The organism is Halorubrum sp. SD612 (assembly GCF_002135005.1).
In genome coordinates, this window is the sequence record NZ_NEWI01000038.1 from 1 (window position 1) to 23897 (window position 23897).

A 23897-nucleotide genomic window follows, 5' to 3' on the forward strand; every position below is an offset into this window, starting at 1 on the left:
GAGTACGTGCCGGACGGCGGGCCCGCGGTGAAGACCGACGACAACGGCGACGTCGCCACCGACGGCGGCGACACCCACTCGTCGCACATCTCGGAATACGCCCACTGGGACAAACATCCGAGTCATGCGAGCATATGGCCGTTCGCGCTGTCGCTCGCCCTCGGCGTCCTGCTGTTCGGCCTCTCCGGCTTCGCCGACTCTGTCACCGTCGAACTGGGCGAGACGGCGCTCCAGAGCGACGTCGTCGTCTCCAACCTGCTTTACCCGACCGCGATCCTGGCGGGGATCGGCGGACTCCTCTACACCGGCGTGAAGTGGGGGACCGAGGACTTCTACGCCCCGCCGACCGAATTCGCCGAGCGTTGGCCGTTCAACGGCGTCGAGAAGGTCAAACTAGGGATGTGGTTCTTCCTAGCGTCCGACGTGCTCGTCTTCGGCGCGCTGTTGTCGGCGGCCATCTTCATCCGCTACAACGCGGGCTGGATGACCTGGTCGCCGCTGACGGAGTCGCTGCCGGGGCTCATCAACACCTTCGTGCTGATCACGTCCTCGTTCACCGTGATCTTAGCACTGGTCGCGGCCCGCCGCGAGAGCCGGCAGGGGCTGTTGGCGACGCTCGGCGCGACCATCCTGCTCGGGTTCACGTTCATGGCGATCAAGCTGTGGGAGTGGAACCACGAGATCTTCGACCGCGGCGTGACCATCTCCGCGAACGCTCACGGCGACCCGATCCAGGCGTCGATCTACTACGTCACGACGGGCCTCCACGGGATCCACGTGCTGCTCGGATTAGTGGTAGCCATCTTCCTGTTCGTCAGGGCGTACCAGGGTCACTACCTCGACGACGAGCGGCCGATCGAGTACTTCGGCCTCTACTGGCACTTCGTGGACATCGTCTGGGTGTTCGTCTTCCCGCTGTTCTACCTCTTCTGAGGCGGTTCACGGTCCGGTTTTTTTTGATCTCATTCGTTTTCGTCCCCGCCGAGCGGTTCCGCACACCACTGACAGAAGTCGACCGCGGAGTCCGTCTCCTTGCCGCACGCCGGACAGCGGGTCCTCGAGTCCGACGACACGGCCGTCGCGTCAGACACCGCATCTGAGTCGATTTTCGCTCCGTCTACTGCCGGTCCGACGGTGTCAGTCGCGCGCGCCGCGCCGCGTTCCCGCTCGTACGCTCGGTTGTTCCGGAGCGCCACGACGTACGCGTCGACCACGCTGGCGCCGACCACCGCTGCCGCGGGCGCGACGTCCCGGAGGGCCGGGGGGTCGCCGGCGAGCGCGCCGGAGATCGCGGACTCGGGAACGAACGCGAACACGGCCGCGGTGACGGCGACGTACCAGCCGAACGCGCGCGCCCACCGGCGGAGGTACGCGTGACCGAGCCCGGAGACGACGAGCGCGAGCAGGGCGGCGAGCCAGGGTCGCCGCCGAGTGTGTTCAGACATGAGCGTCCGTACGACCTCCCGCCCCGAGAAGCTACCTCTCTCGGAGCGTTTATGTGGCGGACGCGCCGAACTCGGGTATGTTCGGCGTTCCGCTCGGCGAGTTCCTCTACGGGGCCGCGTTCACGGTGTTCGGCGTCGGCACTTGGGGGATCGGGCTCGGCGTCGCGTACCTCCTGTATCGCCGGTGGCGCGGCGACGAGCCCCGCGGCGGCGACTGAGTCGGCCCGTCGCCTTCCGGTTCGGCCACGTTTTTCACCTCGCTCATCGAATCTCGGGTATGACAGACACGGCGCTCGTCGTCGGCGGCACGCGGTTCATCGGGCGACACACCGTCGAGGAACTGCTGGCACACGACTACGAGGTCGCGATATTCAACCGCGGGAACCACGAGAACCCATTCGCGGACGACGACCGCGTGACGCACGTCGAGGGGGACCGGAAAGACGAGAGCGCGCTTCGGGCGGCGAAGCTGTCGGTCGAACCGGACGTCGTGATAGACTGCGTCGCCTATCAGCCGGCCGACGTGGAGGCCGCGACCGATATCTTCGCCGACGTCGACGGCTACGTGTACATCTCGTCGGGATCCAGTTACGCGGCCGAGGAGATCCCCAAGCGGGAGGGCGAGACGCCGCTGGAGCCGTGTACCGACGCGCAGGCCACCGACGACGCCCACGAGACGTACGGCAATCGGAAGGCCGAGGGCGACCGCGCGGTGTTCGCGGCCGCCGAGGACGGCGTGTCCGCGACGGCGGTTCGCCCGTGTATCGTCTACGGGCCGCACGACTACACGGAGCGGCTCGACTACTGGATCGACCGCGTGCTCTCGCACGACCGCGTGGTCGTCCCCGGCGACGGACAGAACCTCTGGCACCGGGCGTACGTCGAGGACGTGGCGAGCGCGCTGCGGATCGTCGCCGAGCGCGGCGAGCCGGGCGCGGCGTACAACGTCGGCGACCGACGCGCGCTCACCCTACGAGAGACGTTAGAGGCGATCGCCGACGCCGCCGGCGTCGACTGTGAGGTCGTCCCGGCGAGCGACGACGCGCTCGCGGCCGGCGGGCTCGACGCCGACGACTTCGTCCTCTACCGCGAGTACCCGCACCTGCTCGACACCTGCGCGCTCGCCGACCTCGGCTGGGAGTCGACGCCGGTCGACGAAGCGATGGCACGGACCGTGGAGGAACACCGCGAATCTGACCGCGACGGGAGCGAGTGGGACCCCGGCCGCGAGGCCGAGGAGCGGGTCATCGGCGTGAAACAGACGCTCTGAGAGAGTGGTCTCGGCGTAGCGCGGAGCGACGTTCTCCGCGGGCCGGAGCGTGTCAGTACGCGGCGTCCCACCGCGTCGGCTTCCGGCGGTTGCCGCAGTTGTGACACTCCATCCGGTCCATCGTGTCGATCGCGACGTCCGTTCCCTCGCAGTTGCCGCAGAGGTAGCCGTACCGGCGCTCGTGGTCCGCGTCGACGTAGGCGACGTAGAACGGCGCCAGCGACCCGCGCTCGCTCTCGTCGAAGGCGACGTGGACCCGGTCTCCGTCGTCCGTCTCGTAGATTGCCTCAGAGATGCCGGTGAGGCGACCGATCTGCTTCCGGTACTCCCGTTCCGCGAACGGCTCGCCGCCGATGTCGACGTCGCGCTCGCCGGCGAGCTCGTACCCCTCTCGCTGGTAGAACGCCGTGCCGGCCTCGTTGTCGGCGAGGACGCGCGCCTCGATCCGGTCCACGTCGGCATCCCGGAGCGCGGACTCGACCCGTTCGAGGAGCGCGGAGCCGATGCCGGACTCCCTGTGGTCGGGGTGGACGTGGAGCCAGTCGATCTCGCCGACCCGCTCGCGGCGGCCGACAACGTAGCTCTCCGCGAACCCGACCACGTCGCCGTCGACGGCGGCGACCGGGAACACCGCGTCGTCGTCGTCGATGTCGTCCCCGAGGTCGTCGGCGTCGTACCACTCCTCGACGGCCTCGTCCAGCAGCTGTTCGCCGACGGCGTGTCCGTACGACGCCACGAGCGACTCGCGGGCGACCGACCGGACCGCGTCGACGTCTTCGACCGTTGCGGCGCGTAGGTCCATGCGGACGGATCACGCTCCGGCTACAAAAAACTCGGTCGGCGTTCCCGCCGTCGGCGCGACTGCTCCTCGACTCAGACCTCCCACGTCTCCCGGGTGTAACACATCTCCCAGAACGCGTGTTCGAGGCGGGCGCTCCGCAGGAACGCCGCGCGCATCGCGTCGCGCTCGCCCGGGTACGCCTCGCCGTACCGGTCCACGAGGTCTCGCATCCACGCGACCGTCTCGCGGAACGCGTCGCTGTTGTACTTCTCGATGAACGGCGTGTACCGGTGGGTCTCGGTCGCGAGGCTCGCCATGTGGTCGGCGACGTCGAGGTACCCCTGCCCGCACGGGTAGATCGCGGCCGCGATCTCCGCGATCGACCCCTCGTGGGCCGTCCGGACGAGGAAGTCGGTGTAGGCGGCACAGGTCGGCGCCTTCTCGACCGCGTCGAGGTCGTCGACGGAGAGCCCGTAGTCGGCGGCGAACGACCGGTGGAGGTCCATCTCGTCGTCCAGCGTCGCGTGCGCGGTCGCCGTCAGCCGCCGCGTCGTCTCCTCGTCGTCGGCCTTCGTACCGGCGAGCGCGAAGACGCGCGCGTAGTCGAGCAGGTACCGGTAGTCCTGTTTCACCCAGTGACGGAACGCGCCCTCGTCGAGCTCACCCTCCGCGAGTTCGACGACGAACGGGTGTCGCTTCTGTGCGTCCCAGATCTCTGATCCGGCCTCGAGGAGTCGGTCGCTGAAACCCATCGCATCGGTCCCTCGTCTTGCGGCGAGTTATAACTAACTAATACCACTAGGTGGTGGCAGCAGAAAGACCCTCGTCGGGACCGTGCTCGGTCGAGCGAAAACCCGGCGAAAGTGCCGGGAAAACGGTTCGGAGGCGTTCGAGCGAGAAAGAGACGCCGCGAGTCGTTACGAGATGGAGTACGTCGCGGCCGCCATCAGCAGCATGGTGAGCGCGAGCGCGAGCCCCATCAGGTAGGTCAGCGAGCGGTTCTCCCACTTCAGGTGCTGGAAGTACGCGACGATGAGCAGCGTCTTGACCGTCGCGATCACCAGCGTGCCGCCGAGCGCCTGCGCGTAGGTGAACTCGATGAACGACGTCTCGAAGAGAGCGAAGTTCAGCGTCGCCGCGACTAGGAGGGCGACGTATATCGCCGAATACATTTTTACGGAGTCGTGCGCCATCTTACTCACCCCTTCGTCCCTGCGCTTAAAGAATTAACCATCCGGGGTACCCGCTGCGGCGACGGCGAGGTCCGTCTCGGCGTCTCGGATCCCGAAACGCCTATCCGCGCGACGACCCCATCTGCGTCCGGTCGCAGCCCCGACCGGTACCCCTCGTGACTCCGCTCGAACCGACGGACGACCTGCTCGAATCGCTGTACGTCGTCAACAAGGTCGCGAAGCAGTTCGCCGACGAGGCCACCGCCGCCTACGAGCGCGGCGACGTGACCGAGAGCAACGTCCGCTCGGCGCGGAAAGACGCCCTCTACCGGCTCAAAACCGCCGTCCTCTCTAGGGTCGTCGCGTACGACGCCGACGGCGTCACCGGCGAGTACCACGCCATCAACGGCGACGTGTGGCTCTTCCTCACGGTCGGCGACTGGCACTTCCACCAGCCGCCGCACGCGATCGGCGGCGACCTCACCGACGCGATCGCGATCTCGAACTCGCCGGCGGACCCGATCGACGCCCCCTACGAACGCGACGCCAGCGTGGAGCGCTCGGAGCGCACGCTGGAGGAGGCGCTGTCGCGGCTCGCGGAGGCCGGCGCCAACGCCAACGACCACCTCGCGCGGCCCACGGTCACCAGCGAACGCGACCGGATCGTTGACGTGCGCTGGTCGTTCCTCTCGTGAGCGCCGAGCAGGCGTGAAAAAATCCGCTCGCGTTCGAACCGCGCGAAGTGAGCCGCTTACGCTTCGACGACTTCGATGGCGCCGAGCATCCCGTTCGCCTGGTGGGGGGTACACTGGTACAGCTGGATCCCCGTGTTGTCGAACGACTGCTCGAACGTGTGCCCCTCCTCGGAGACGGAGTCGCCGCTGTTGAAGTCGGACTCGGACCCCTCGACCGAGGCCACGTTGTGCGCGCCCCCGTTGCCGGTCCACTCCCAGACGACGGTCGTGCTGGAGTCGATGCGGATCGCCGCCGGCGAGAAGGCGAACCCGACGTCGCCGGCGCCGACCTCGACGGTCACCTCGTCCTGTCCCGTGAAGTCCATGATGGTGCCCTCGTACATCCGGGCCTCGGACAGGTACTCGTCTATCTCGCTCGGGACGTCCTCGACGGCGCTGCCGCCTCCGCCGGAGCCGTCGGAACCGTCCGACCCGTCGGAGCCGTCACCGCCTCCGGAGCAGCCCGCGAGTGTCCCGATGGTCAACGCGGCGCCGGTTCCGGCGAGATACCGCCGTCTGGACAGTTTATCAGACATCACTTTTCGTAGGGGTCGAAGCCTTACAAACCCCGTGATAGCTTCCGGTTCGCAGGAATTTCCCGAGCGGCTATGACTCCGGTCGGCGGGCGGTCGCAGCGCGCCGCGAAGGGCGGACTTATCGCCCTCCGACGCCTCGCGAAAGCCATGCGCGAGGACGCGCTCGCGACCCGGCTCGTCGAACACTACGAGGCGACGGCCGAGTCGCCGGCGATCCGGCTCGAGGAGCCGTACGACGCCGACGGGCGGCAGGGGGTCGTCGACCTCTTCGTCCGAACCCGAACGCCCGAACCGGTCGACCGCGTGATCGAGCTCAAGGCCGACGCCGCGGTCCGCCGCGCCACCGGCGCGAACGAGATCCTGCGCCAGTACCGCCGGATGGAGCGGTACTTCCACGTCGACGAACGCCACGCGCTCCGCCCCAAGCTCGGTCGCACCGAGCCGGGCGCGCGCTACCTCCTGTGTTTCGCGCCGACGCCGACCTGCGTCCACCACGTCGCGGAGAACCGCACGCTGTACGGCTCCATCGACCCGGACGCGCGGGCGGGCGACGTGCCCGCGGTCCGCACCGTCGCGTTCCTAACGGGACTCGACGGCGACCCCGTCGACCTCGGGCTCGTCTCCGTCAACGGCGAGGCGGCGTTCGGCTCGGCGCCGTTCCGGCGGGCGGTCCCTGAAGGCTCGCGGCTCGCGGAGAGCCTGCGCGCCGTCGACGACGACCTGATCGAATTCCCCTGAGGCGCGCCGAGCGCTCGGCGTCGCTGACTGACGACTCGCCCGACTAGAGGCCGAGTTCGCGCCCGATGACGACGTGCTGGATCTCGCTGGTCCCCTCGCCGATCTCCATCAGCTTCGCGTCGCGGTAGAAGCGCTGCGGCGCGAAGTCGGTGGTGTAGCCGTAGCCGCCGAGCGTCTGGACCGCCTCCTCGGCGACCTCGCGGGCCGCCTCGCTGGCGTCGAGTTTCGCCAGCGCCGACTCCCGGGTGACCGACTCCCCGGCGTCGTACTTCGTCGCCGCCCGGTGGGTGAGGAGTCGGGCGCGCTCGATCTGCCGGTACATGTGGACCACCTTGTCGCGGACCGCGTCGAACTTCGCGATCGGCTTGCCGAACTGCTCGCGTTCCCCCGCGTACGCCTCCGCGGCCTCGTAGGCGCCCTGCGCGAGGCCCACGGAGAGCGCCGCGATCGAGATCCGCCCGCCGTCGAGCGTCTTCATCGTCTGTGTCCACCCCTCGCCCTCCTCGCCGAGCAGCCGGTCCTCCGGGATCCGCACGTCGTCGAAGCTGATCTCGCAGGTCGGCGAGCTGTTGAGCCCCATCTTGTCCCAGACCGTCGTCACCTCGAACCCGTCGTCGTTCTCGGGGTCGACGATGAACGTCGAGATGCCGTCGTAGCCGGCCTCGGGGTCCGTCACCGCCTTCACGAGGACCGAGTTCGCGACGTTCGCGTTCGTGATGAACTGCTTGGTGCCGTTCAGCACGTACTCGCCCGCCTCGGCGTCGTACTCCGCGGTCGTGTCCATGTCGGAGGCGTCCGAGCCGCTCCCGGGCTCCGTGAGCGCCCACGCGCCGAGCCCCTCGCCCTCAGCGAGCGGGCGGAGCCACTCCTCCTTCTGTTCGTCGGTGCCGAACAGGTCGATCGGCTTCGCGCCCAGAGAGGTGTGCGCGGCGTACGAGAGGCCGATCCCGCCGGAGACGCGGCCGAGCTCCTCCGTGACCAGGGCGTACATCAGCTGGTCGCCGCCGAGCCCGCCGTACTCCTCCGAGACCGGAATCCCCATCATGTCCAAGTCCGCGAGCGACTCGAACACCTCCTCGGGGAAGCGGTGTTCGTCCTCGATCTCCTGGGCGAGCGGCGCGATCTCCTCCTCGCAGAACTCTCGGACGGTGTCGCGTATCATCCGGTGTTCGGCGGGTACCTCGAAGTCCATGGGCAAGAATTGCGACGCGTGGGCATAAACGATGCGAACGACCGTGATGGACTGTGGCGGGGTCGGCGGTATCGCCCCGCGCCGACGACTTATCAGGCGCCGCCGCGAGCCGACGACTTATCAGGCGCCGCCGCGTGCCGTCGGTATGGAGTTCCGCGAGCTCGTCCGGGGGCGCGTCGACTGGCCCGACGTCGAGCGCGTCGCGCGCGAGCTGGCGGACCGGTACGACCGCGATACGATCCGGGTCCGGTTTCTCGACGCCGACAACTGGCTGTCGACGCCGATGGTCGTCGACGACGACCTCTTCGTGAAGGTAATCACCCGGCAGAACACGCTCGTCCACGCGCTGTTCACCACCGGGCGGAACCTCGGCGCGGTCTCGTCCGGCACCGAGGGGTTCTTCGAGCGCCACGAGACCCCCTACGAGATGGCGCGTCACGAGCTGGAGGCGACCCGCCGGGTCCGCGAGCTCGGCGTCAACGCGCCGGAGCCGGTCGAGGCGTTCGAGGTCGGCGACCTCGGCGTGCTGGTGTTGGAGTACCTCCCCGAGTTCCGCACGCTGGGCGAGCTCGACGCCGACGCCGTCGCCCGGCTCGCGCCAGAGCTGTTCTCGACGCTGCGGACCGTCCACGACGCGGGGCTCGCGCACGGCGACCTCCGGGCCGAGAACGTCCTCGTCGCCGACGGCGACCTCTACGTCATCGACGCGACCCGCGTGAGCGAGGACGGGCGCGAGGCCGCTCGCGCGTACGACCTCGCGAGCGCGCTCGCGGCGCTGGAGCCGATCCTCGGCGCGGCCGACGCGATCGCCGCCGCGCTGACGAGCTACTCGACCGACGAGCTGCTCGCGGCGCGCCGATTCCTCGACTTCGTCGCGATCCGTCCCGACCACGACTTCGACGCCGCGGAGCTGACGGGCGAGCTCGAGAAGCGCACGGCGTGAGACGCCGCGAGAAAGCGGACCGACCGGAGACTCAGCCGCCCAGGTACAGCTGCGAGACCTCTTCGTCGTTCAACAGCTCCTCCGGCGTCCCCTCGAACCGGACGGTCCCCTGGTCGAGGACGTAGCCGCGGTCGGAGATGCCGAGCCCCTTCGTCACGTTCTGCTCGACCATGAGGATCGCCGTGTCCATGTCGTTAACCTCCTTGACGTCCTCGAACACGTCGTCGGCGGTGTTCGGTGCGAGCCCCGCCGACGGCTCGTCGATGAGCAGCACGTCGGGCTCCATCACCAGCGCGCGGGCGAACGCGAGCACCTGACGCTGGCCGCCGGAGAGCGTCTTCGCCTTCGAGCCGCGCTTCTCGTCGATGATCGGGAACCGGTCGTACAGCGTCTCGATGACTTCCTCGAGGCTCCCGTCGCGGGCGACGCCGCCCATCCGGAGGTTCTCGTCGATCGTCAGCGAGCCGAACACGTTGTCGGTCTGGGGGACGTAGCCGATCCCCTCGCGGACGATCTCCTCGGGCGCCATCCCGCCGATGTCGCGGCCGTGGTACTCGACGGTCCCCGTCCACGGCGTCAACATCCCGAACGCGGTCTTGAGCACCGTCGACTTCCCGGCGCCGTTTGGCCCGACGAGACAGACGATCTCGCCCGGGTCGAGCCGGACCGAGCAGTCGTCGAGCACCTGCACCTCGCCGTACCCGCTGTCGACGCCCGACAGCGAGAGCACGGGGTCGGTTCCGCCGTGAGGCCCGTCCGCGGCCCCGGTCGTGTCGTCTGTCATACCGTCGCTCATCTTCCGCCTCCGAGGTACGCGTCGATGACGCGGTCGTCGTTCCGGACCCCCTCCGGCGTCCCCTCCGTCAGGACGTGTCCCTGATCCAAGACGACGATCGGGTCCGCCAGGTCCATCACGAACTCCATGTCGTGTTCGATGAGCAGGAACGTCGTTCCCTGCTCGTTGAGCCGCCGGATCTGGCCTTTGAGCTTCTTCGCCAGCGTCGGGTTCACCCCCGCCACAGGCTCGTCGAGCAGCAGCACCTCCGGCTCGGCGAGCATCGCCCGCGCGAGCTCGACGAGCTTCATCTGGCCACCGGAGATGTCGGTGGCGGGCTGGGTCGCGAGGTGGTCGATCTCGAAGTCCTCCAGTATCCGCTCCGCCTCGGCGAGGTTCGCCGACTCGCTCTCCGCGACCGTCCCCGGCGAGGTGAAAAGCGTGAAGAACGACTCGCCGGGCTGTTTCCGCGGGCCGACCAGCATCGCCTCGCGGACCGTCATCCCCTCCAGCTTCCGGGGCGTCTGGAACGTCCGGATGAGCCCGTGTTCCGCGACTTGGTACGGCTCCATGCCGGTCACGTCGGTCCCGTTCACCTCCACGGTCCCGCCGTCCGGCTCGTAGAAGCCGGAGATGAGGTTGAAAAGCGTCGACTTCCCGGCGCCGTTCGGGCCGATGAGCCCGGTGATGGTTCCGCGCTCCACCGCGAACGTCGCGTGGTCGGTCGCCGCGAGCCCGCCGAACGACTTCTGGAGGTCGTCGACGCGGAGGACCGCGTCCTCCTTCGGAAGCGCGCCCTCACTCATCGTCATCACCTCCCTTCCGCTCGCGGACGCCGCTGTCCGGCGTCTCGGGCGTTCCGCCACCGCCGACCGCGCTCGGCCAGATCAGCTCCCGCTGCGGCGGGAGGACCCCCTGCGGCCGGTAGCGCATGACGGCGACGATGACGACGCCGATCAACAGCAGTCGCAACGGCGCGGGGTCGATCGGGAGCGCCACGTCGTTCAGGAAGCGCGTCCCCTCGCGGATCGTGACGATGACGATCCCGCCGAACAGCGCTCCACGGTTGGAGCCGCTGCCGCCCAAGATCACCGCGACCCACGCGTAGAACGTCGTGATCGGATCCAGGTCGCCCGGCCCGACGTAGAGGTTCAGATGCGCGTAGAAGACGCCCGCAAGCGCCATTATCAGGCTCCCGAGGACGAACGACTGCATCTTGAACGAGTAGGTGTTCTTGCCCAGCGCCCGCGCGAGGTCCTCGTCGGAGCGGATCGTGCGCAGCACGCGCCCCCACGGCGATCGGTGTGCGCGCCGGAGGACGAAGTACGCCGCGCCCGCGAACGCGAGCACCAACAGGACGTTCAGCGACGCCTGCCAGAACGCCGTCTCCAGGATCACCGGCGACCCGGGGATCACCTCCAGCCGGAGCCCCGGCATCGTTTCCGGGAACGTCGAGAGCACCGGCCACCCGTCGAAGAAGCCCGGGATGCCGCGCAGCCCCGCGCTCCCGTTCGTCAGCCAGCGCTCGTTTAACACGATCAGCCGCACGACCTCCGCGAGCCCGAGCGACGCGATGGCGAGGTAGTCGGCCCGGAGCCTGAGCGTCGGGATGCCGATGAGCAGCGCGAGCGCGAGCGCGACGACGAGCGCGACGGCGAGCCCGACGAGCGGACTGAATCCGCCGGCGATCGGCGAGCCGCTCGCGGTCATCAGCGCGGTGCCGTACGCGCCGATGCCGAAGAACGCGGCGACGCTGAAGTTGATCAGTCCCGTGAACCCCCACTGGGCGTTCAGCCCGAAGGACAACAGCGCGTACATCCCCGCCAGCCCGACGAGGAACAGGAAGTACGTCGGACCGAGCGCCCCGGTGAGCATCGCGACGAAGAGGAACAATACGAACGCGACGCTGACGCCGAGCACCCACCCCTCCGGGCGGGAGAGGTCTGCGAACGCCGCTTTCGGGTCGTCGAGGAGGCTCACGTCGCGCCCTCCCCGGCGATCCCGTTGGGCCGGACCAACAGCACTACGACCATGATCACGAACGCGATCGCGTTCGCGTACTCGATAGTGATCATGTTCTCGATCACGGTCGCGAGCCAGTTCGGACGGATCGGTAGCGCCTCGACCACGTTGGAGAAGAACGGCGTTAGCTGGTTTATCATGCCGATGAGGAACCCGCCCGCCATCGCGCCGTAGACGGAGCCTATCCCGCCGAGGATCACCGCCGCGAAGATCACCAACAGGAGGTTAAAGCCCATCCGGGGCGCGAGCTGATTGAACAGTCCGAGGAACACGCCGCCCGCGCCGGCGAGCCCGGCGCCGATGACCCACGTCCACAGCTTGACCCGCTTCGTCCGGATACCGCTAACCCGCGCGAGGTCGGGGTTGTCCGCCATCGCGCGCATCTTCCGACCGAGGTCGGTGTACTGGAGCAGGACGTGGAGCCCGACGACGAGCGCCACCGCCGATCCGAATATCGCGACGTCGTGGAGCGTTATCCGGACGCCGTACGGCACCAGCGCCTCGATCGGCCGCAGCGGCCGGACGTCGAACCGGGTGAAGTCGGAGCCGAACCGGATCTGGATCACCGCGCGGTAGATGAACGCAATCCCGATCGACGTGATCAGCAGGCCGATCGAGTCGACGTCGAGCGGCTCGTAGATGAGCTTCTCAGTGGCGACCGCCACGACCGCGGCGACTGCGATCCCGACGACCAAGGCCAGGAAGAAGCCGTACGGGAGCCCCAACACCGCGCCGCCGAGCCCGCCGACGGCGCCGAAGGTCACGAGCGCCGAGTACGCACCGATCGTCATCGTGTCGCCGTGCGCGAAGTTCGCGAAGTCCGCGATGCTGTACACCAGCGACAGCCCGATGCTGCCGAGGACGATGATGCTGCTGAACACCAATCCGTTAGCCAGGTATCCGAGGACGGTCATCGGTCGGGATTAGCCTTCGATGAAGTCGATGCCTTCGTACGCGTGGTCCTGGACCTCCAGGACCTGAAGAAAGCCGATCGGGTCCCCGTTCTCGTCGAAGTCGATGGGGCCGCTGACCCCCTGGTAGTCGACGTCGTCCGGTCCGCCGCCCTCCGCGAGGATCCCGCTCGCGGCCTCGAACGAAGTCACCGTCTCGCCCTCCGGCCCGGAGACGCGCCGGACGGTGTCCTGGAGCGCCGCCCCCGTGAACTCGTCCGCGGCCTGGATCGCCAAGGCGGCGTTGATCACGCAGTCGTACGCGTACGCCGCCCACGAGGTCGGCTGCCGGCCGTACTCCGACTCGAAGGTGTCCGCGAACGACTGGTAGTTCTCCTCCTCGACGGGCGCGGACGGAACGACGATCTTCATCCCCTCGATGCTCCCCTCCGGGGTGTTCTCGAGCACGTTGTCGCCGGAGACGGAGTCGGCGCCGTAGAACTGCGCCTCGTACCCCGAGGAGAACACCTCGTTGACCATCGTCGCGAACTCGGCCTGGTAGGTGATGAACAGCCACGCGTCGGCGCCGGAGCTGTTCATCTCTGAGATGACGCTGGAGTACGACTGCTGGTCCTGATCGTGCGGCGTGTTGTAGACGACCTCGCCCTCGTACGCGTCGACGAACGCGTCCGTGAGGCTCTGGCCGTAGTCGTTGTTGACGTAGGTGATCGCAACCTCGTCGTAGCCGTCGTCGCTGATGAGGTTCGAGAGCGCGAGCGACTGGCTCCGCCCCGACGGCGACATCCGGAGCAGTCCCGGGAACTCGGTGAGGTTGAGCCCGGTGGAGTTCTGGCTCAGCTGAACGACGTCCGTTCCTTCGATGACGCTCTCGTAGATGGCCAGCGAGACGCCGGAGCCGACCGCGCCGATCAGGAACGGCACGCCGTCCTGATTGACGAGCTTCTGGGCGGCAGCGATCCCGCCCTGGTTCTCGCTCTCGGAGTCCTCGACGACGATGTCGAGGTCTCGCCCGTTAATGCCGACCTCGTTGACCATCGAGAGGGCGAGGTCGACGCCGCGCTGGTTCCGCTCGCCGAACGCCGACAGCGACCCGGTCTGGGAGTCGACCATCCCGATCTCGTAGGCCTCGGTCGAGTCGCCGCCGTCGCCGCCGTCGCCGCCGTCGCTGCCGTCACTGCCGTCGCTGCCGTCACTGCCGTCGCTGCCGTCGCTGCCGTCGTCAGTCGTGCTGAGACAGCCCGACAGTCCGACGAGTCCCGCACCGCCGGTCAGTTTCAGCAGCGTCCGCCGATCCGTCATGCCCGTGGTATTCCGTGACATATGTTTCCGATAGTCCCGAGCACATTCGGCTACCTTAACCCCGACCCGTCCATGGTCGGTGAGCGCGCGGCAGATCGATGAATCGGCTGGTAGTGGCACTGAAAGAATTTTATACAGGAATATGTCTTCGGAACGATTGGTCGGGTGCCATTATATACCGCTCCGGATCCGCAGTGATCGTATGATCCCGCCCATCGCGAGCAACTTTGTCGCCGGGGAGACGCCGGAGGCGGCGCTCGCTCACGTCGAGGGGCTCAACAACCGCGGCGTGGCCGGCATCCTGAACCTGCTCGGCGAACACTACGAGGAACGGCCCCCCGCCGACGCCGACGCCAACGCGTACGTCGACCTCGTCGAGGCGATTGCGGAGCGCGGCGTCGACGCCTGCGTCTCGGTCAAATCGAGCCAGATCGGCCTCGACATCGCCGACGACGTCTTCGAAGAGAACCTGGCGCGCATCGTCGAGGCGGCTAACCCGCCGTCCGCGACCGGGCCGGACGGGACGGGCACCTTCGTCTGGATCGACATGGAGGACCACGAGACCACCGACGTGACGCTCGACGCGTTCGAACGGCACGCCGTCGAGACGGACGGCAACGTCGGCGTCTGCGTGCAGGCGAACTTGAAGCGGACCCGCGAGGACCTCGAACGGCTCGCCGACCTCCCGGGGAAGGTCCGACTCGTCAAGGGCGCGTACGACGAGCCGGCCGCGATCTCCTACAAAAAGAAAGCGCGCGTCGACGAGTCGTACCGCGACTGCCTCGCGTACATGTTCGAGGCGTTCGACGACGGCGTCGCCGTCGGGAGCCACGACCCCGCGATGATCGACTACGCGAAGCAGCTGTACGCCGACCACGGGACCCCCTACGAGGTCCAGATGCTGACCGGCGTCCGGGAGTCGGCGCAGTTCGAACTCGCGGCCGAAGACGACGTGAAAGTCTACCAGTACATCCCGTACGGCTCCAAGTGGTTCTCCTACTTCTACCGGCGGATCCGGGAGCGCAAGTCGAACGCCCTGTTCGCGCTGCGCGCGATCATCGGGAACTGAACGAACCGGGGCAAAGACCGGCGATCGGGCGCTACCATTTATCAATCGGCGTGTGAGTTTTCCGTCCGCCGTTTATCAGTGATTGAACGACCGACGACGGACGCCTCCAAATTCCCGGCCGCTCGGTTATAAATGGTCGCTAGCAGATCGGCGGCAAACAGTTCCAAAGCCCCAGTCGCGAGGACGGCGCACGCTCGCTGCGGTCCTCAGTCGCTCGCTTCGCTCGCTCCTTGCGGTCCTTACGCCACCTGCGCCGTCCTCGCGACTGCCCCTTTGAGTCCCTACCCGACCGCGACCGCACGGCGCCTCACGCCTCGCCAACCTCGTCAGTCGCTGTCGCTTCGCTCCGGCGACTGACTCCCTCGCGCGTGCTGACTCGCGGCCGCCGATAGCGGCCGCTCGCAGGCACGCGCCACCGCCTTCATTCATAACCAATCGGCGCTGTCGCTCGCGGATATTTAAATACCGTACCGCGCTCGACGCGCTGTAACACTCGCTCCGCAGTCGACACTGGCGTTCACGGGTCCAGTAGCTTCGACTCCGCCTTCCGCAGGTGTTCGAGCAGCGTCGTCTTCGAGACCTCCATGTCGTCGGCGAGCTCGCGCGTCGACGCCTCTCGGGGCCACTCGTAGTAGCCCGCTTCGCGGGCGTGTTCGTACACCTTCCGCTGTGTCGTGGTCAGCGTGTCGAGCCGCTGCTCGCGGGGGGTCCGCCCGGCGTGACCCGACGACGACATCGACTCCACCGTCACCTCCGCGCCGGCCGCCTCCTGAACCGCGTCGAGCGACTCCCGGATCTCGGTGCGCTCGCCGACGAAACACACCTGCCACTCCTCCCGTCCGCCCTCGATCCGGACCGGCGCGCTGTGGACAAAGCCGTGTTCCAAAAGCGTCGGACACACCATGTCGCCCGGGTCGTACTCCAGGAAGAACTCGCGGACGACGTTGCCCGGGGCGTCCCGAGCGCGCCCGAACCGCTCCTGTAGCTCCAAGAGGTTCCCCGCGCGGTCGGACTCGCGGATCGCGTCGAGCAACGCTTCGACCTCCTCGTTCGTGTCTCCGAACGCCGTGAACAGGCCGTTCACCGTGTTCGGCGCGTCGCTTTCGGCCATCGGTGAGTTGTAGATCGCGTGTGCGAGGACGCCGCCGCCGGTCTTTTTCGTCGCCTCGATCGCCCAGCAGTTCGGATGCCAGAGGTCGAGCGTGAGCCGGGTTCCGGCCCACTCGCTCGCCCCTTCTGGTTCGGTTGTCGCCATTGGTACCGCATGTTTGGCACTACATCACAAAGACCTTACCGACCATGGTAGGGTGGGTTATTTGGACGTGCCGACCGGATGTCTCGAATATGGCGCAGCCCTACCAGCACTACATCGACGGCGAGTGGGTCGACGGCGACGGGTCCGAGACCTTCGAGAGCGAGAACCCCGCGACCGGAGAGACGCTCGGAGAGTTCCGTCAGGGGACCCCCGAGGACGTCGACCGCGCGGCCGACGCAGCGGACGCGGCGTTCGAGGAGTGGCGCGAGCTCTCGCGGATCCAGCGCGCGGAGTACCTCTGGGACGTGTACCACGAGCTCCGCGACCGGACCGACGAGCTCGGGGAGATCGTCACCAAGGAGTGCGGGAAAGAGATCAGCGAGGGGAAAGCGGACGTGGTCGAGGCCGCGCACATGGTCGAGTGGGCCGCTGGCGACGCCCGGCATCCGAAGGGAGACATCGTCCCCTCGGAGATCCCCTCGAAGGACGCGTACATGCGACGGAAACCGCGCGGCGTCACCGGCTGTATCACGCCGTGGAACTTCCCGGTCGCGATCCCCTACTGGCACATGGCCATTGCGCTGGTCGAGGGGAACACCGTCGTGTTCAAGCCGGCCGAGCAGACGCCGTGGTGCGCGCAGATCATCGCAGAGATGTTCGACGACGCCGGCATCCCCGACGGCGTGTTCAACATGGTACAGGGGTTCGGCGACGCGGGCAACGCGATCGTCGAGAACGACGACGTCGACACCGTCATCTTCACCGGCTCGGCCGAGGTCGGCCACCACATCCAAGAGAAGCTCGGCGGCGTCGCCGGCAAGCGCGCCGCCTGCGAGATGGGCGGCAAGAACGCGATCGTGGTCACCGAGGAGGCGGACCTCGACGTCGCGGTCCACTCCGCGGTGATGTCCTCGTTCAAGACGACCGGTCAGCGCTGCGTCTCCTCCGAGCGCCTGATTGTCCACACGGACGTGTACGATGAGTTCAAGGAGCGGTTCGTCGAGGTCGCGGAGTCGGTCGCGGTCGGTGACCCCCTCGACGAGGACACCTTCATGGGGCCGCTCATCGAGGAGGAACACCGCGAGAAGGTCACCCGAAACAACGAGGCGGCCCGCGAGGAGGGCGTGAACGTGCTCGTCGACCGGACCGAGCTCGACGACGAGGAGATCCCAGACGGCCACGAGGACGGCTACTGGGTCGGTCCGTTCGTCTACGAGGCCGACGCCCACGCCGACCTGACGTGTACTCACGAGGAGGTGTTCGGACCCCACGTCGCGCTCATGGAGTACGACGGCGACATCGAGGAGGCCGTCGAGATCCAGAACGACACCGACTACGGGCTGGCTGGCGCGATCATCTCCGAGGACTACCGACAGATCAACTACTACCGCGACCGCGCCGAGCTGGGGCTGGCGTACGGCAACCTCCCGTGCATCGGCGCCGAGGTCCAGCTCCCCTTCGGCGGCGTGAAGAAGTCCGGCAACGGCTACCCCTCCGCCCGGGAGGCGATCGAGGCCGTCACCGACCGCACCGCGTGGACCCTGAACAACTCGAAGGAGATCGAGATGGCGCAGGGCCTCTCGGCGGACATCAAGACGAAAGACGACTGATCCGGCCGGAATGACGCCCGGTGACGGGCGTCCGAACGCTTCTCACTCTGTTACGCCGCGAACCGCCGCGACCGTCTCTTCCGCCGTCTCCGCCGCCGCGAGCGCGCCGCGCGCCGCGAGCCGCTCGCGCGGGCGCCCGACCGGTTGCGGCTCGGAGGCGGTCTCGATCAGCTCGGCCTCCCGCAGGAGCCGTTTTATCCGCGTGAACGTCGAGGGGCTCCCGAGACCCGCGTCCTCGCAGGCCCGCCGGAGCGTGCGGTCGAGGGCGCCTTCGCGGGCGCCGACCGCGTAGGTGCGGACGCGGGTCTCCTCCGGGCCGGGACCGACGGTTCCGGGCGAGTCCGCGTCGACCTCGGCGTCGAGCGCGCGGAGCACCGCGGCGGCGACCGACTCGTCGCACCGCGCCGCGAACCCCTCGTACACCCGCCGCCGACTGGGCGTTCGGAGCCGGTACGGGGCGGCGTCAGCGAACTCCGGGGCGTACCGCTCGCGGATCGAGGCGTCGGCGCCGACGCGGTGCCACCGCCTCCCCTCTCCGGCCGCCTCGATCTGTTTATGGGCGTCGCCGCGCTCGTCTCCGATCAGCGCGAACCCCGTGTCCTCGCCCGCCAGCACCGGGTTCGGCTGCGGCGCGTCGAGGACGCGGAGGTCGAGCAGGTCCGCGTCGAGCAGCGCCGCGAGCCGGCTCGCCGACCGGAACCCCGCCGTCGCGGCGTCGACCGCGGACTCGCCCGCATACGCGTTCAGCGTCGGGAGACCGGACGGACCCCGGTCGGCCTCCCCGCTGACCGCGTCCGCCCCGCTCGCCAGCTCGGCGACGCTCGGGTCGACGAGCGACGGAGCGACCGCGCGGTACGACTCGACGACCGCTCGGAGGAGCCGCGGTCCGGGGTCGACGAGGATCGGCTCCGAGAGCGCGCCCAACGGGAGCGGCTCCGGAGTCGAGGGCAGCGCCAGGTCGGTCGTCATCGAGCGATCCTACGGACCCGACGGATTAAGCGTGGGGGGACGCCGGGGGCGCGCCAACCGCAGGACGCAGCGGAACCTCCGGATCGCGGCGTGCCGGCTCGCGCGCCTTTTTGCCCCCGCGCTCGAAACCCGAAGCCGGGCCACCGCTCGACCTGTCGATCGGGCTCGGAACGTCCGGGCTCGACGACCCCGAGACCTGTACCGACACCGTCGCCGCGGCGCTGGACGCCGGCTACCGTCACGTCGACACCGCGCAGATGTACGACAACGAGGCGGCGGTCGGCGAGGGGATCGCCGCGAGCGACGTCGATCGCGACGACGTGGTCGTCGCGACGAAGGTCCACCCCGAGAACCTCGCGCCCGACGACGTCCGCGAGACGGCGCGGGCGAGCCTGGATCGGCTCGGCCTCGACCGCGTCGACCTCCTGTACGTCCACTGGCCGATCCGAGCGTACGACGCGGAGACCACGCTGCCCGCGTTCGACGAACTCCGCGATGAGGGGGTGACCGACCACGTCGGCGTCTCGAACTTCACGCCCGATCTGCTGCGCGAGGCCCGCGAGATCCTCGACGCGCCGATCGCGGCCCACCAAGTCGAGTGTCACCCGCGGTTCCGGCAGCCGGAACTGCGCGCCCTCGCCGACGAGTTCGACCACCGGCTCGTGGGCTACTCCCCGCTCGGCCGCGGGGAGATCCTCGACGATCCGGCGATCCTCGAAATCGCCGAGCGAAACGACCTCTCGCCGGCGGTCGTCGCGCTCGCGTGGGCGTTCGATCGCGGTATCGTGCCGATCCCGAAGGGGCGAGGCGACCACCTGCGGGAGAACCTGCGCGCAGTCGACGTCGACCTGCCCGACGAGGACCTCGATGAGATCGATGCGCTCGATCCGGGGGAACGTCAGATCGACCCCGACGACGCGGCGTGGAACCGCTGACGGGGCGGCCGGCTGACACCGCGATCAGACCGCGTCGAGCCGCGCCCGCAGCTCGGCGTCCGCCCGATCGACCAAGGCATCGAGGGGCTCGTCGAGGTACGGTACCCACTGATCGATGAATCCCGAGCGTCCGAGCATTCTGACGACCTCGTAGACTGGGCGCCGCCGTTCGAACCCCTCGGGAAGCCCCCCGGCGCGCTCGCGGTATCCCTCGCGGAGGGCCGCGGCGAACCGTTCCGAGCCGGTCGAGTCGAACCCGTTGAGCAGCTGGTCCTCCGCGCGCACCAGGTCCCGAGCCGGGTCGCCGGCGTGGGACAGCTCCCAGTCGATCGCCGCGACGCCCGGGCCGTCGGTAGCGTCCGCCCCGTCCCCTTCGGCCGTCACGAAGAGGTTCGGCTTCGTGACGTCGCCGTGGAGCAGCGCCGCCGGCGCGCCGTCGAGCAGGTCCCGGTTCGCGCGCACGCAGTCGACGACGGCGTCGTAGTGGTCGGCGAGCCGCTCCGAGGTGCCGATCTCGCGCGTCCGCTCGACCGTCGCGAGCAGCACGTCCGTCCACGGCGCGAACTCGATCGCGAGTCCGGTCTGCGCGTCGGGTCCCGCGGTCGCCGCTCCTTCCGCCGCGCTCCCGCGCTCCGCCCCCGCGCCAACGATCTCCCCGTGGCTCGCGAACCGGTCGGCGTGGAGCGCGGCGAGCGCACGCCCGACGCGGCGGAGCAGTCGCTCGCGCTCGTCGCCGCTCGCCGCCTCGTAGACGCCCAGCAGCCCTCGGCCGGGCGCCGGCGCCGTCGCGAGGTATGCCGGGTCGCCGTCGGGGTCGGCCGCCAGCACCTCGGGGACCGCGATGGGTCCGTGCTCCCGGACGTATCCGAGTACGGCGCGCTCTCGGGCGAGCCGGTTGCTCTCGTCGGCGAGCGCGATCTTGAGGAACGCCCGTCCGCCGTCGGCGAAGGCGACGCCGACCGTCTCGTTGGCGCCGTTCCACGAGGGGCCGACGCCGGTCAGCCGGTCGACCTCGCGGTCAGGAAACGCCGCGGCGAGCGCGCGGTCGATCGGTTCCGATCCGGTGCCGTTCATGCGTTCCGTTCCGCACGGCCCCGTGTTAATATTGTTGTCAGGACAGGGATGACCGTGCCACGTAAAATCTCGGAACACGTTTCAGAATCCTGTTACCGCGTGATTATCGATGCCCTCATACGTGTTGGTGAAAGATAATAAACTCGTGGAAGACGGGTCACCGGACGGGCGTATCGCGTTCGATGTCGACGCGACGACGCTCACCGTCCGCGACGTGATCGAGGGCGAGGAGATGCGGCTCGGCGTCGACCGCGAGCCGGATCTCAGTCCGGCGCTGCCCGCGTTATTCCCGTCTCCGGTCGACGACGCGGTCAGTTTCGAGGCGCAGTCGCTGACCGTTCCGGAGTACACGTCGATCGTCGTCCGCGACGACGAGGGCAAGTTCATCGGGCGGCCCACCGAACCGGCGGAGTTCCCGCGTGGATCGTACTGTATCGACATCACTGGCGTGACGAAGTCGTCCCTCAGGTTCGAAGACGCAGAACTCTCCGTGAGCGGGGTCGAAGGCTCCGACCCGGTCGAGATCGCGCTCGGCCGTCCGGCGACCGTCAGTCTCAGCGCGCGGTCGCTCCACACTCGTCCCGAGGCGACGATCTCCGTCCCCGACGATCCGGAGGCGCTCGCGGCGGCGGTGTCGGTGTTGGGGTCGTCGATCCGGGAGTTCTCCGCGGAGCGATCCTGGCCGACCCTGCGGGGGTATCCGCCCCGAATCCGGCGAGGCGAGTCGCTCGATATTCCGACCCCGTTGACCGTCCCCGACACGGGCGTCGAGGTCGTCGTCCGACCGACGTACGCCGACGTGTACCGTCTCTCGACGCTCGCCTACTACCTCGGCGCGCGGATGACGGTCAGCGAGGAACCGGCCGTCCGGCTCGACACCGGGTACACGGAGCGGCTTCCCGCCGACGGTCGCGGACTCGAAGAACGAGTCGGTGAACTACTGCGGACGTGGTTCTTCCTCGACACGCTCGTGCGGACCGACGGCTACACGCTCTCCGACAGGAAGGAGTACGATCAGGTGGGGCCGCAGCTCCCGTTTTACCCGCCGAATCTGGACGGCCTCTCGCTGAGCGAGCGGGTGATGGAGTACTTGGAGGTCGACCCGGGAACCGTCGAGCCCTACGCTCCCAACTGGTCGACGGAGGCGATACTCCGTCCCGATCCCGCCGGTGCGGAGCTCCTGCCCCACCTCGCGCACGTTCTCGCACCGGTCCGAGTCCGCGGTTCCGCCGGGCGGATGCGCTCGGGAGATCCGGTCGGACTCACGACGGCAGACCGGCCGAGCGGCAGTCATCCGCTCCCCTCACGCGAAGGCGGCTCGGCACCGGACCCGGATTCGGATCCGATACCGGCGTGGACCGCCGCGGCGCTCCCGGCGGCGTACGAACACCAGCTACGGCGAACTCCACCGGACCCCGGAGAAGCGTCCGTCACGTTCCTCATCCGATCCCCGGAGCGGGCGCGGCGACTGCGCGAGGCGCTCACCAGCCCGTCGCTCCCCGCGGGCGTCGGGGCCCTCTCGGTACTCGAAACGCCGACCGCAGACGTCGTCGCGGACGCGCTGTCGGACCCGTCGGTAGACCTGTTGTACTGCGACCTCCCCCTCGACGGCGGCGTCCCGGTCGCCAACGGCGCTCCCGTCGACTTCCCTCACGACTCGACGGCGGACGATCGATCGGCTCCGGTCGTCAGCGTCTTCGAGGGAAGTTGGCGCGTCGCCGCCGGCGTCGACGCGGTCCGGCGCGGCGGCACCGGGGCCGCGGTGATCGACGGTCGCAGCCCCGCCGAACGGATCCGAACCGCGGTCGAACTGCTCGCCGCGGCGGGCCTCCCGCTCGACACGTCCCTCGCCACGCTACCGCTTCCCGGTCGGCCGCCGGTCCGTTTCGCGGGCAACGGTTCTACGAACGTGATGCCCCCGAACCCTCCGACGCCCAGGCTCGCCTTCGTCGAATCAGCGACCGATTCTGAACACCGCGTCACTTGGCGAACGGTGCTTTCCCCCCTCTCGTGGTTCGGGGCGGAGTATCAGATCGTTTACGACTGCTTCGACGAGAAGACGCGACTCGTCGGACGCGACCCGACGGAGCGACCGGCCCTCTCCTCTGAGACGGTGGCCGAGTGGTCGATCGAACCCGACACCGTGCTGTTCCTCAACGGACGGTTCATCCCTCCGGCTACCGATCTCACGGTTAAAGACGTTGAGAAGTCGGCTCGACAGGCCCTCTCGGCCGATAGGGGCTCGGAATCTCCAGAGCGGACGGCGATCGATGACGAGTGTCAGTCTCACGAGTGATTTCGCTCGGCGACCGCCCACAGATGTTTAAAGATTGTCCTCAGCATCTTCCACCCGCCGATATTTTTTATCCTCCGGACGACGAACCGCCGCGTATGCCCCAAGTCCACCTTGACGAGGAGACGGTCGAGCGACTCGACTCCCTCCGGGTCGACGACGAGGAGTACGACGAGATCGTGACCGAACTGATCAACATCTACGAGGCGGAGAAGCTCACGCTGTTCCGCGGTAGCGATCTCGACTGAGGCCGCGGGGCGGACGGGTCCCCCGAACCCGGCCGTCGACTACTCCTGATACGCGAGGCGGACCTGTTCCCACTTCCCGACTTCCTCGAGGTGCGCCTGTAGCTCGTCGGCGTACTCCTGAACGAGCCGCTCGGCGGCCTCCAGCTCCTCGTCCGAGGGACCACCGGATCCGCCCCCGCCGCCGAGCCCGAGTGCGCCCTTAATCGAGTCGACCACGCCCCCGCCGGACCCGCCGGAGTCGCCGCCGGGAGCGCCGCCCATCCCCGCCATCTGCGACCGGAGGTTCTCCAGTTCCGGCATGATCGCGGGGAGGTTCGACGTGTCCGCGACGACGCGGGCGGCGTCGGGGTCGTCGGCGTTCTCGATCTCCAGATCGGTGGCCGTCATGATCAGGCCCCACTCCTGGCTGGAGAAGCGCGACGCGGCGACGCGCTCGTTGAACTGGTTGTCGACGGTCATCCGCTCGCCGACGATGGCGTCGGTCCACTCGCTCATGCGACTCCGTTCGCCGGTCGCGGTGAAAAGTCCGTCCCCCTCGCGTCAGGGTGCGGACGCCGACGGGGCGCGCTCAAGACCGCCGGAGATCGTCGAACGCGGCGCCCGCGAGTCAGGGGCCCAACGCCACG

General features: G+C 68.5%; 26 protein-coding genes. 11 read left to right on the forward strand and 15 right to left on the reverse strand.

Annotated features, from left to right (window positions below; translation table 11 throughout):
* Nucleotides 1-933: cytochrome c oxidase subunit 3 (locus B9G38_RS06275; protein WP_143415377.1), on the forward strand; the 933-nt coding region annotated here is incomplete at its 5' end.
* Nucleotides 934-962: 29 nt separating this feature from the next.
* Here B9G38_RS06275 and B9G38_RS06280 read toward each other — a convergent pair.
* On the reverse strand, nt 963-1445 hold the full coding sequence (locus tag B9G38_RS06280) for a hypothetical protein (protein ID WP_086219838.1): 483 nt from the start codon (nt 1443-1445) through the stop codon (nt 963-965).
* Nucleotides 1446-1522: 77 nt separating this feature from the next.
* Here B9G38_RS06280 and B9G38_RS18195 point away from each other — a divergent pair, with 77 nt between their 5' ends.
* Both B9G38_RS18195 and B9G38_RS06285 read left to right on the forward strand, forming a co-directional pair.
* The gene (locus tag B9G38_RS18195) at nt 1523-1663 is read left to right on the forward strand and encodes a hypothetical protein (RefSeq protein WP_198945660.1); all 141 of its coding nucleotides are present in this window, start codon (nt 1523-1525) and stop codon (nt 1661-1663) included.
* Between the two features lie 59 nt (nt 1664-1722).
* Nucleotides 1723-2715, forward strand: a complete 993-nt coding sequence (locus B9G38_RS06285; RefSeq protein ID WP_086219839.1) for an NAD-dependent epimerase/dehydratase family protein — start codon at nt 1723-1725, stop codon at nt 2713-2715.
* Between the two features lie 52 nt (nt 2716-2767).
* Here the strand turns inward: B9G38_RS06285 and B9G38_RS06290 are convergent, their stop codons facing one another.
* The 3 genes from B9G38_RS06290 to B9G38_RS06300 all read right to left on the reverse strand — a co-directional run bounded on the left by B9G38_RS06290 (nt 2768) and on the right by B9G38_RS06300 (nt 4689).
* Nucleotides 2768-3517 carry a GNAT family N-acetyltransferase gene (locus B9G38_RS06290; protein ID WP_086219840.1) on the reverse strand — a complete coding sequence of 250 codons (750 nt, stop codon included), beginning with the start codon at nt 3515-3517 and terminating at the stop codon, nt 2768-2770.
* 71 nt (nt 3518-3588) lie between these two features.
* A complete protein-coding gene (gene tenA, locus B9G38_RS06295) occupies nt 3589-4248 on the reverse strand; it encodes a thiaminase II (RefSeq protein WP_086215972.1) in 660 nt (219 codons plus the stop codon).
* A 165-nt stretch (nt 4249-4413) separates the two neighbouring features.
* On the reverse strand, nt 4414-4689 hold the full coding sequence (locus tag B9G38_RS06300) for a cytochrome C oxidase subunit IV family protein (protein ID WP_049929908.1): 276 nt from the start codon (nt 4687-4689) through the stop codon (nt 4414-4416).
* Nucleotides 4690-4844: 155 nt separating this feature from the next.
* On the opposite strand from B9G38_RS06300, the gene B9G38_RS06305 reads away from it, so the two are divergent.
* On the forward strand, nt 4845-5363 hold the full coding sequence (locus B9G38_RS06305) for a hypothetical protein (RefSeq protein WP_049929907.1): 519 nt from the start codon (nt 4845-4847) through the stop codon (nt 5361-5363).
* Nucleotides 5364-5419: 56 nt separating this feature from the next.
* On the opposite strand, the gene B9G38_RS06310 is transcribed toward B9G38_RS06305, so the two are convergent.
* The gene (locus tag B9G38_RS06310; protein ID WP_049929906.1) at nt 5420-5938 is read right to left on the reverse strand and encodes a halocyanin domain-containing protein; all 519 of its coding nucleotides are present in this window, start codon (nt 5936-5938) and stop codon (nt 5420-5422) included.
* A gap of 147 nt (nt 5939-6085) precedes the next feature.
* Between B9G38_RS06310 and B9G38_RS06315 the strand changes: the two genes are divergently transcribed.
* Nucleotides 6086-6676, forward strand: coding sequence for a hypothetical protein (locus B9G38_RS06315; protein WP_086219841.1), 591 nt, complete (start codon nt 6086-6088; stop codon nt 6674-6676).
* 43 nt (nt 6677-6719) lie between these two features.
* On the opposite strand, the gene B9G38_RS06320 is transcribed toward B9G38_RS06315, so the two are convergent.
* Nucleotides 6720-7868, reverse strand: a complete 1149-nt coding sequence (locus tag B9G38_RS06320; RefSeq protein ID WP_086219842.1) for an acyl-CoA dehydrogenase family protein — start codon at nt 7866-7868, stop codon at nt 6720-6722.
* Nucleotides 7869-8013: 145 nt separating this feature from the next.
* Between B9G38_RS06320 and B9G38_RS06325 the strand changes: the two genes are divergently transcribed.
* Nucleotides 8014-8811: an RIO1 family regulatory kinase/ATPase gene (locus B9G38_RS06325; protein WP_049929903.1), complete on the forward strand. Its 798-nt coding sequence runs from the start codon at nt 8014-8016 to the stop codon at nt 8809-8811.
* A 31-nt stretch (nt 8812-8842) separates the two neighbouring features.
* Here the strand turns inward: B9G38_RS06325 and B9G38_RS06330 are convergent, their stop codons facing one another.
* From B9G38_RS06330 to B9G38_RS06350, 5 genes are read right to left on the reverse strand one after another with little or no spacing between them, the layout of a single operon-like run.
* The gene (locus tag B9G38_RS06330; protein ID WP_044965613.1) at nt 8843-9595 is read right to left on the reverse strand and encodes an ABC transporter ATP-binding protein; all 753 of its coding nucleotides are present in this window, start codon (nt 9593-9595) and stop codon (nt 8843-8845) included.
* 8 nt (nt 9596-9603) lie between these two features.
* Complete coding sequence (locus B9G38_RS06335) at nt 9604-10392, reverse strand: ABC transporter ATP-binding protein (protein WP_086219843.1); 789 nt, start codon at nt 10390-10392, stop codon at nt 9604-9606.
* Nucleotides 10385-11566: a branched-chain amino acid ABC transporter permease gene (locus B9G38_RS06340; protein ID WP_086219844.1), complete on the reverse strand. Its 1182-nt coding sequence runs from the start codon at nt 11564-11566 to the stop codon at nt 10385-10387. Before B9G38_RS06340 ends, B9G38_RS06335 begins: the two co-directional genes overlap by 8 nt.
* Nucleotides 11563-12522 carry a branched-chain amino acid ABC transporter permease gene (locus tag B9G38_RS06345; protein ID WP_004596315.1) on the reverse strand — a complete coding sequence of 320 codons (960 nt, stop codon included), beginning with the start codon at nt 12520-12522 and terminating at the stop codon, nt 11563-11565. Before B9G38_RS06345 ends, B9G38_RS06340 begins: the two co-directional genes overlap by 4 nt.
* Nucleotides 12523-12531: 9 nt before the next feature.
* Nucleotides 12532-13839 (reverse strand): ABC transporter substrate-binding protein, encoded by a 1308-nt coding sequence (locus tag B9G38_RS06350; RefSeq protein ID WP_086219845.1) that lies wholly within the window; start codon nt 13837-13839, stop codon nt 12532-12534.
* A 181-nt stretch (nt 13840-14020) separates the two neighbouring features.
* Here B9G38_RS06350 and B9G38_RS06355 point away from each other — a divergent pair, with 181 nt between their 5' ends.
* Nucleotides 14021-14887 carry a proline dehydrogenase family protein gene (locus B9G38_RS06355; RefSeq protein WP_086219846.1) on the forward strand — a complete coding sequence of 289 codons (867 nt, stop codon included), beginning with the start codon at nt 14021-14023 and terminating at the stop codon, nt 14885-14887.
* A gap of 517 nt (nt 14888-15404) precedes the next feature.
* Here the strand turns inward: B9G38_RS06355 and B9G38_RS06360 are convergent.
* Complete coding sequence (locus tag B9G38_RS06360) at nt 15405-16142, reverse strand: helix-turn-helix domain-containing protein (RefSeq protein ID WP_049929895.1); 738 nt, start codon at nt 16140-16142, stop codon at nt 15405-15407.
* Nucleotides 16143-16231: 89 nt separating this feature from the next.
* On the opposite strand from B9G38_RS06360, the gene B9G38_RS06365 reads away from it, so the two are divergent.
* Nucleotides 16232-17752 (forward strand): aldehyde dehydrogenase family protein, encoded by a 1521-nt coding sequence (locus tag B9G38_RS06365; protein ID WP_049929894.1) that lies wholly within the window; start codon nt 16232-16234, stop codon nt 17750-17752.
* Nucleotides 17753-17794: 42 nt separating this feature from the next.
* On the opposite strand, the gene B9G38_RS06370 is transcribed toward B9G38_RS06365, so the two are convergent.
* Nucleotides 17795-18721, reverse strand: a complete 927-nt coding sequence (locus B9G38_RS06370) for a DUF5821 family protein (RefSeq protein ID WP_086219847.1) — start codon at nt 18719-18721, stop codon at nt 17795-17797.
* A gap of 110 nt (nt 18722-18831) precedes the next feature.
* On the opposite strand from B9G38_RS06370, the gene B9G38_RS06375 reads away from it, so the two are divergent.
* Nucleotides 18832-19656: an aldo/keto reductase gene (locus B9G38_RS06375; RefSeq protein ID WP_086219848.1), complete on the forward strand. Its 825-nt coding sequence runs from the start codon at nt 18832-18834 to the stop codon at nt 19654-19656.
* A 24-nt stretch (nt 19657-19680) separates the two neighbouring features.
* Here the strand turns inward: B9G38_RS06375 and B9G38_RS06380 are convergent, their stop codons facing one another.
* The gene (locus tag B9G38_RS06380) at nt 19681-20730 is read right to left on the reverse strand and encodes a phosphotransferase family protein (protein ID WP_086216970.1); all 1050 of its coding nucleotides are present in this window, start codon (nt 20728-20730) and stop codon (nt 19681-19683) included.
* A 145-nt stretch (nt 20731-20875) separates the two neighbouring features.
* Here B9G38_RS06380 and B9G38_RS06385 point away from each other — a divergent pair, with 145 nt between their 5' ends.
* Both B9G38_RS06385 and B9G38_RS18200 read left to right on the forward strand, forming a co-directional pair.
* Nucleotides 20876-23026 carry a hypothetical protein gene (locus B9G38_RS06385; protein ID WP_086219849.1) on the forward strand — a complete coding sequence of 717 codons (2151 nt, stop codon included), beginning with the start codon at nt 20876-20878 and terminating at the stop codon, nt 23024-23026.
* Between the two features lie 95 nt (nt 23027-23121).
* Nucleotides 23122-23271, forward strand: coding sequence for a hypothetical protein (locus B9G38_RS18200; RefSeq protein WP_198945661.1), 150 nt, complete (start codon nt 23122-23124; stop codon nt 23269-23271).
* Nucleotides 23272-23310: 39 nt separating this feature from the next.
* Here the strand turns inward: B9G38_RS18200 and B9G38_RS06390 are convergent, their stop codons facing one another.
* The gene (locus B9G38_RS06390; RefSeq protein WP_049929888.1) at nt 23311-23766 is read right to left on the reverse strand and encodes a DUF5799 family protein; all 456 of its coding nucleotides are present in this window, start codon (nt 23764-23766) and stop codon (nt 23311-23313) included.
* Nucleotides 23767-23897 lie beyond the last annotated feature (131 nt).

Bases quoted from the DNA above. Each gene is read 5' to 3' on its own strand.
- B9G38_RS06325 (WP_049929903.1), top strand. From the start codon at position 8,014: ATGGAGTTCCGCGAGCTCGTCCGGGGGCGCGTCGACTGGCCCGACGTC.
- B9G38_RS06330 (WP_044965613.1), bottom strand. From the start codon at position 9,595: ATGACAGACGACACGACCGGGGCCGCGGACGGGCCTCACGGCGGAACC.
- B9G38_RS06320 (WP_086219842.1), bottom strand. From the start codon at position 7,868: ATGGACTTCGAGGTACCCGCCGAACACCGGATGATACGCGACACCGTC.
- B9G38_RS06285 (WP_086219839.1), top strand. From the start codon at position 1,723: ATGACAGACACGGCGCTCGTCGTCGGCGGCACGCGGTTCATCGGGCGA.
- B9G38_RS06335 (WP_086219843.1), bottom strand. From the start codon at position 10,392: ATGAGTGAGGGCGCGCTTCCGAAGGAGGACGCGGTCCTCCGCGTCGAC.
- B9G38_RS06360 (WP_049929895.1), bottom strand. From the start codon at position 16,142: ATGGCGACAACCGAACCAGAAGGGGCGAGCGAGTGGGCCGGAACCCGG.
- B9G38_RS06350 (WP_086219845.1), bottom strand. From the start codon at position 13,839: ATGTCACGGAATACCACGGGCATGACGGATCGGCGGACGCTGCTGAAA.
- B9G38_RS06370 (WP_086219847.1), bottom strand. From the start codon at position 18,721: ATGACGACCGACCTGGCGCTGCCCTCGACTCCGGAGCCGCTCCCGTTG.
- B9G38_RS18200 (WP_198945661.1), top strand. From the start codon at position 23,122: ATGCCCCAAGTCCACCTTGACGAGGAGACGGTCGAGCGACTCGACTCC.
- B9G38_RS06290 (WP_086219840.1), bottom strand. From the start codon at position 3,517: ATGGACCTACGCGCCGCAACGGTCGAAGACGTCGACGCGGTCCGGTCG.
- B9G38_RS06365 (WP_049929894.1), top strand. From the start codon at position 16,232: ATGGCGCAGCCCTACCAGCACTACATCGACGGCGAGTGGGTCGACGGC.
- B9G38_RS06390 (WP_049929888.1), bottom strand. From the start codon at position 23,766: ATGAGCGAGTGGACCGACGCCATCGTCGGCGAGCGGATGACCGTCGAC.
- B9G38_RS06355 (WP_086219846.1), top strand. From the start codon at position 14,021: ATGATCCCGCCCATCGCGAGCAACTTTGTCGCCGGGGAGACGCCGGAG.
- B9G38_RS06310 (WP_049929906.1), bottom strand. From the start codon at position 5,938: ATGTCTGATAAACTGTCCAGACGGCGGTATCTCGCCGGAACCGGCGCC.
- B9G38_RS06345 (WP_004596315.1), bottom strand. From the start codon at position 12,522: ATGACCGTCCTCGGATACCTGGCTAACGGATTGGTGTTCAGCAGCATC.
- tenA (WP_086215972.1), bottom strand. From the start codon at position 4,248: ATGGGTTTCAGCGACCGACTCCTCGAGGCCGGATCAGAGATCTGGGAC.
- B9G38_RS06380 (WP_086216970.1), bottom strand. From the start codon at position 20,730: ATGAACGGCACCGGATCGGAACCGATCGACCGCGCGCTCGCCGCGGCG.
- B9G38_RS06315 (WP_086219841.1), top strand. From the start codon at position 6,086: ATGCGCGAGGACGCGCTCGCGACCCGGCTCGTCGAACACTACGAGGCG.
- B9G38_RS06300 (WP_049929908.1), bottom strand. From the start codon at position 4,689: ATGGCGCACGACTCCGTAAAAATGTATTCGGCGATATACGTCGCCCTC.
- B9G38_RS06280 (WP_086219838.1), bottom strand. From the start codon at position 1,445: ATGTCTGAACACACTCGGCGGCGACCCTGGCTCGCCGCCCTGCTCGCG.
- B9G38_RS18195 (WP_198945660.1), top strand. From the start codon at position 1,523: ATGTTCGGCGTTCCGCTCGGCGAGTTCCTCTACGGGGCCGCGTTCACG.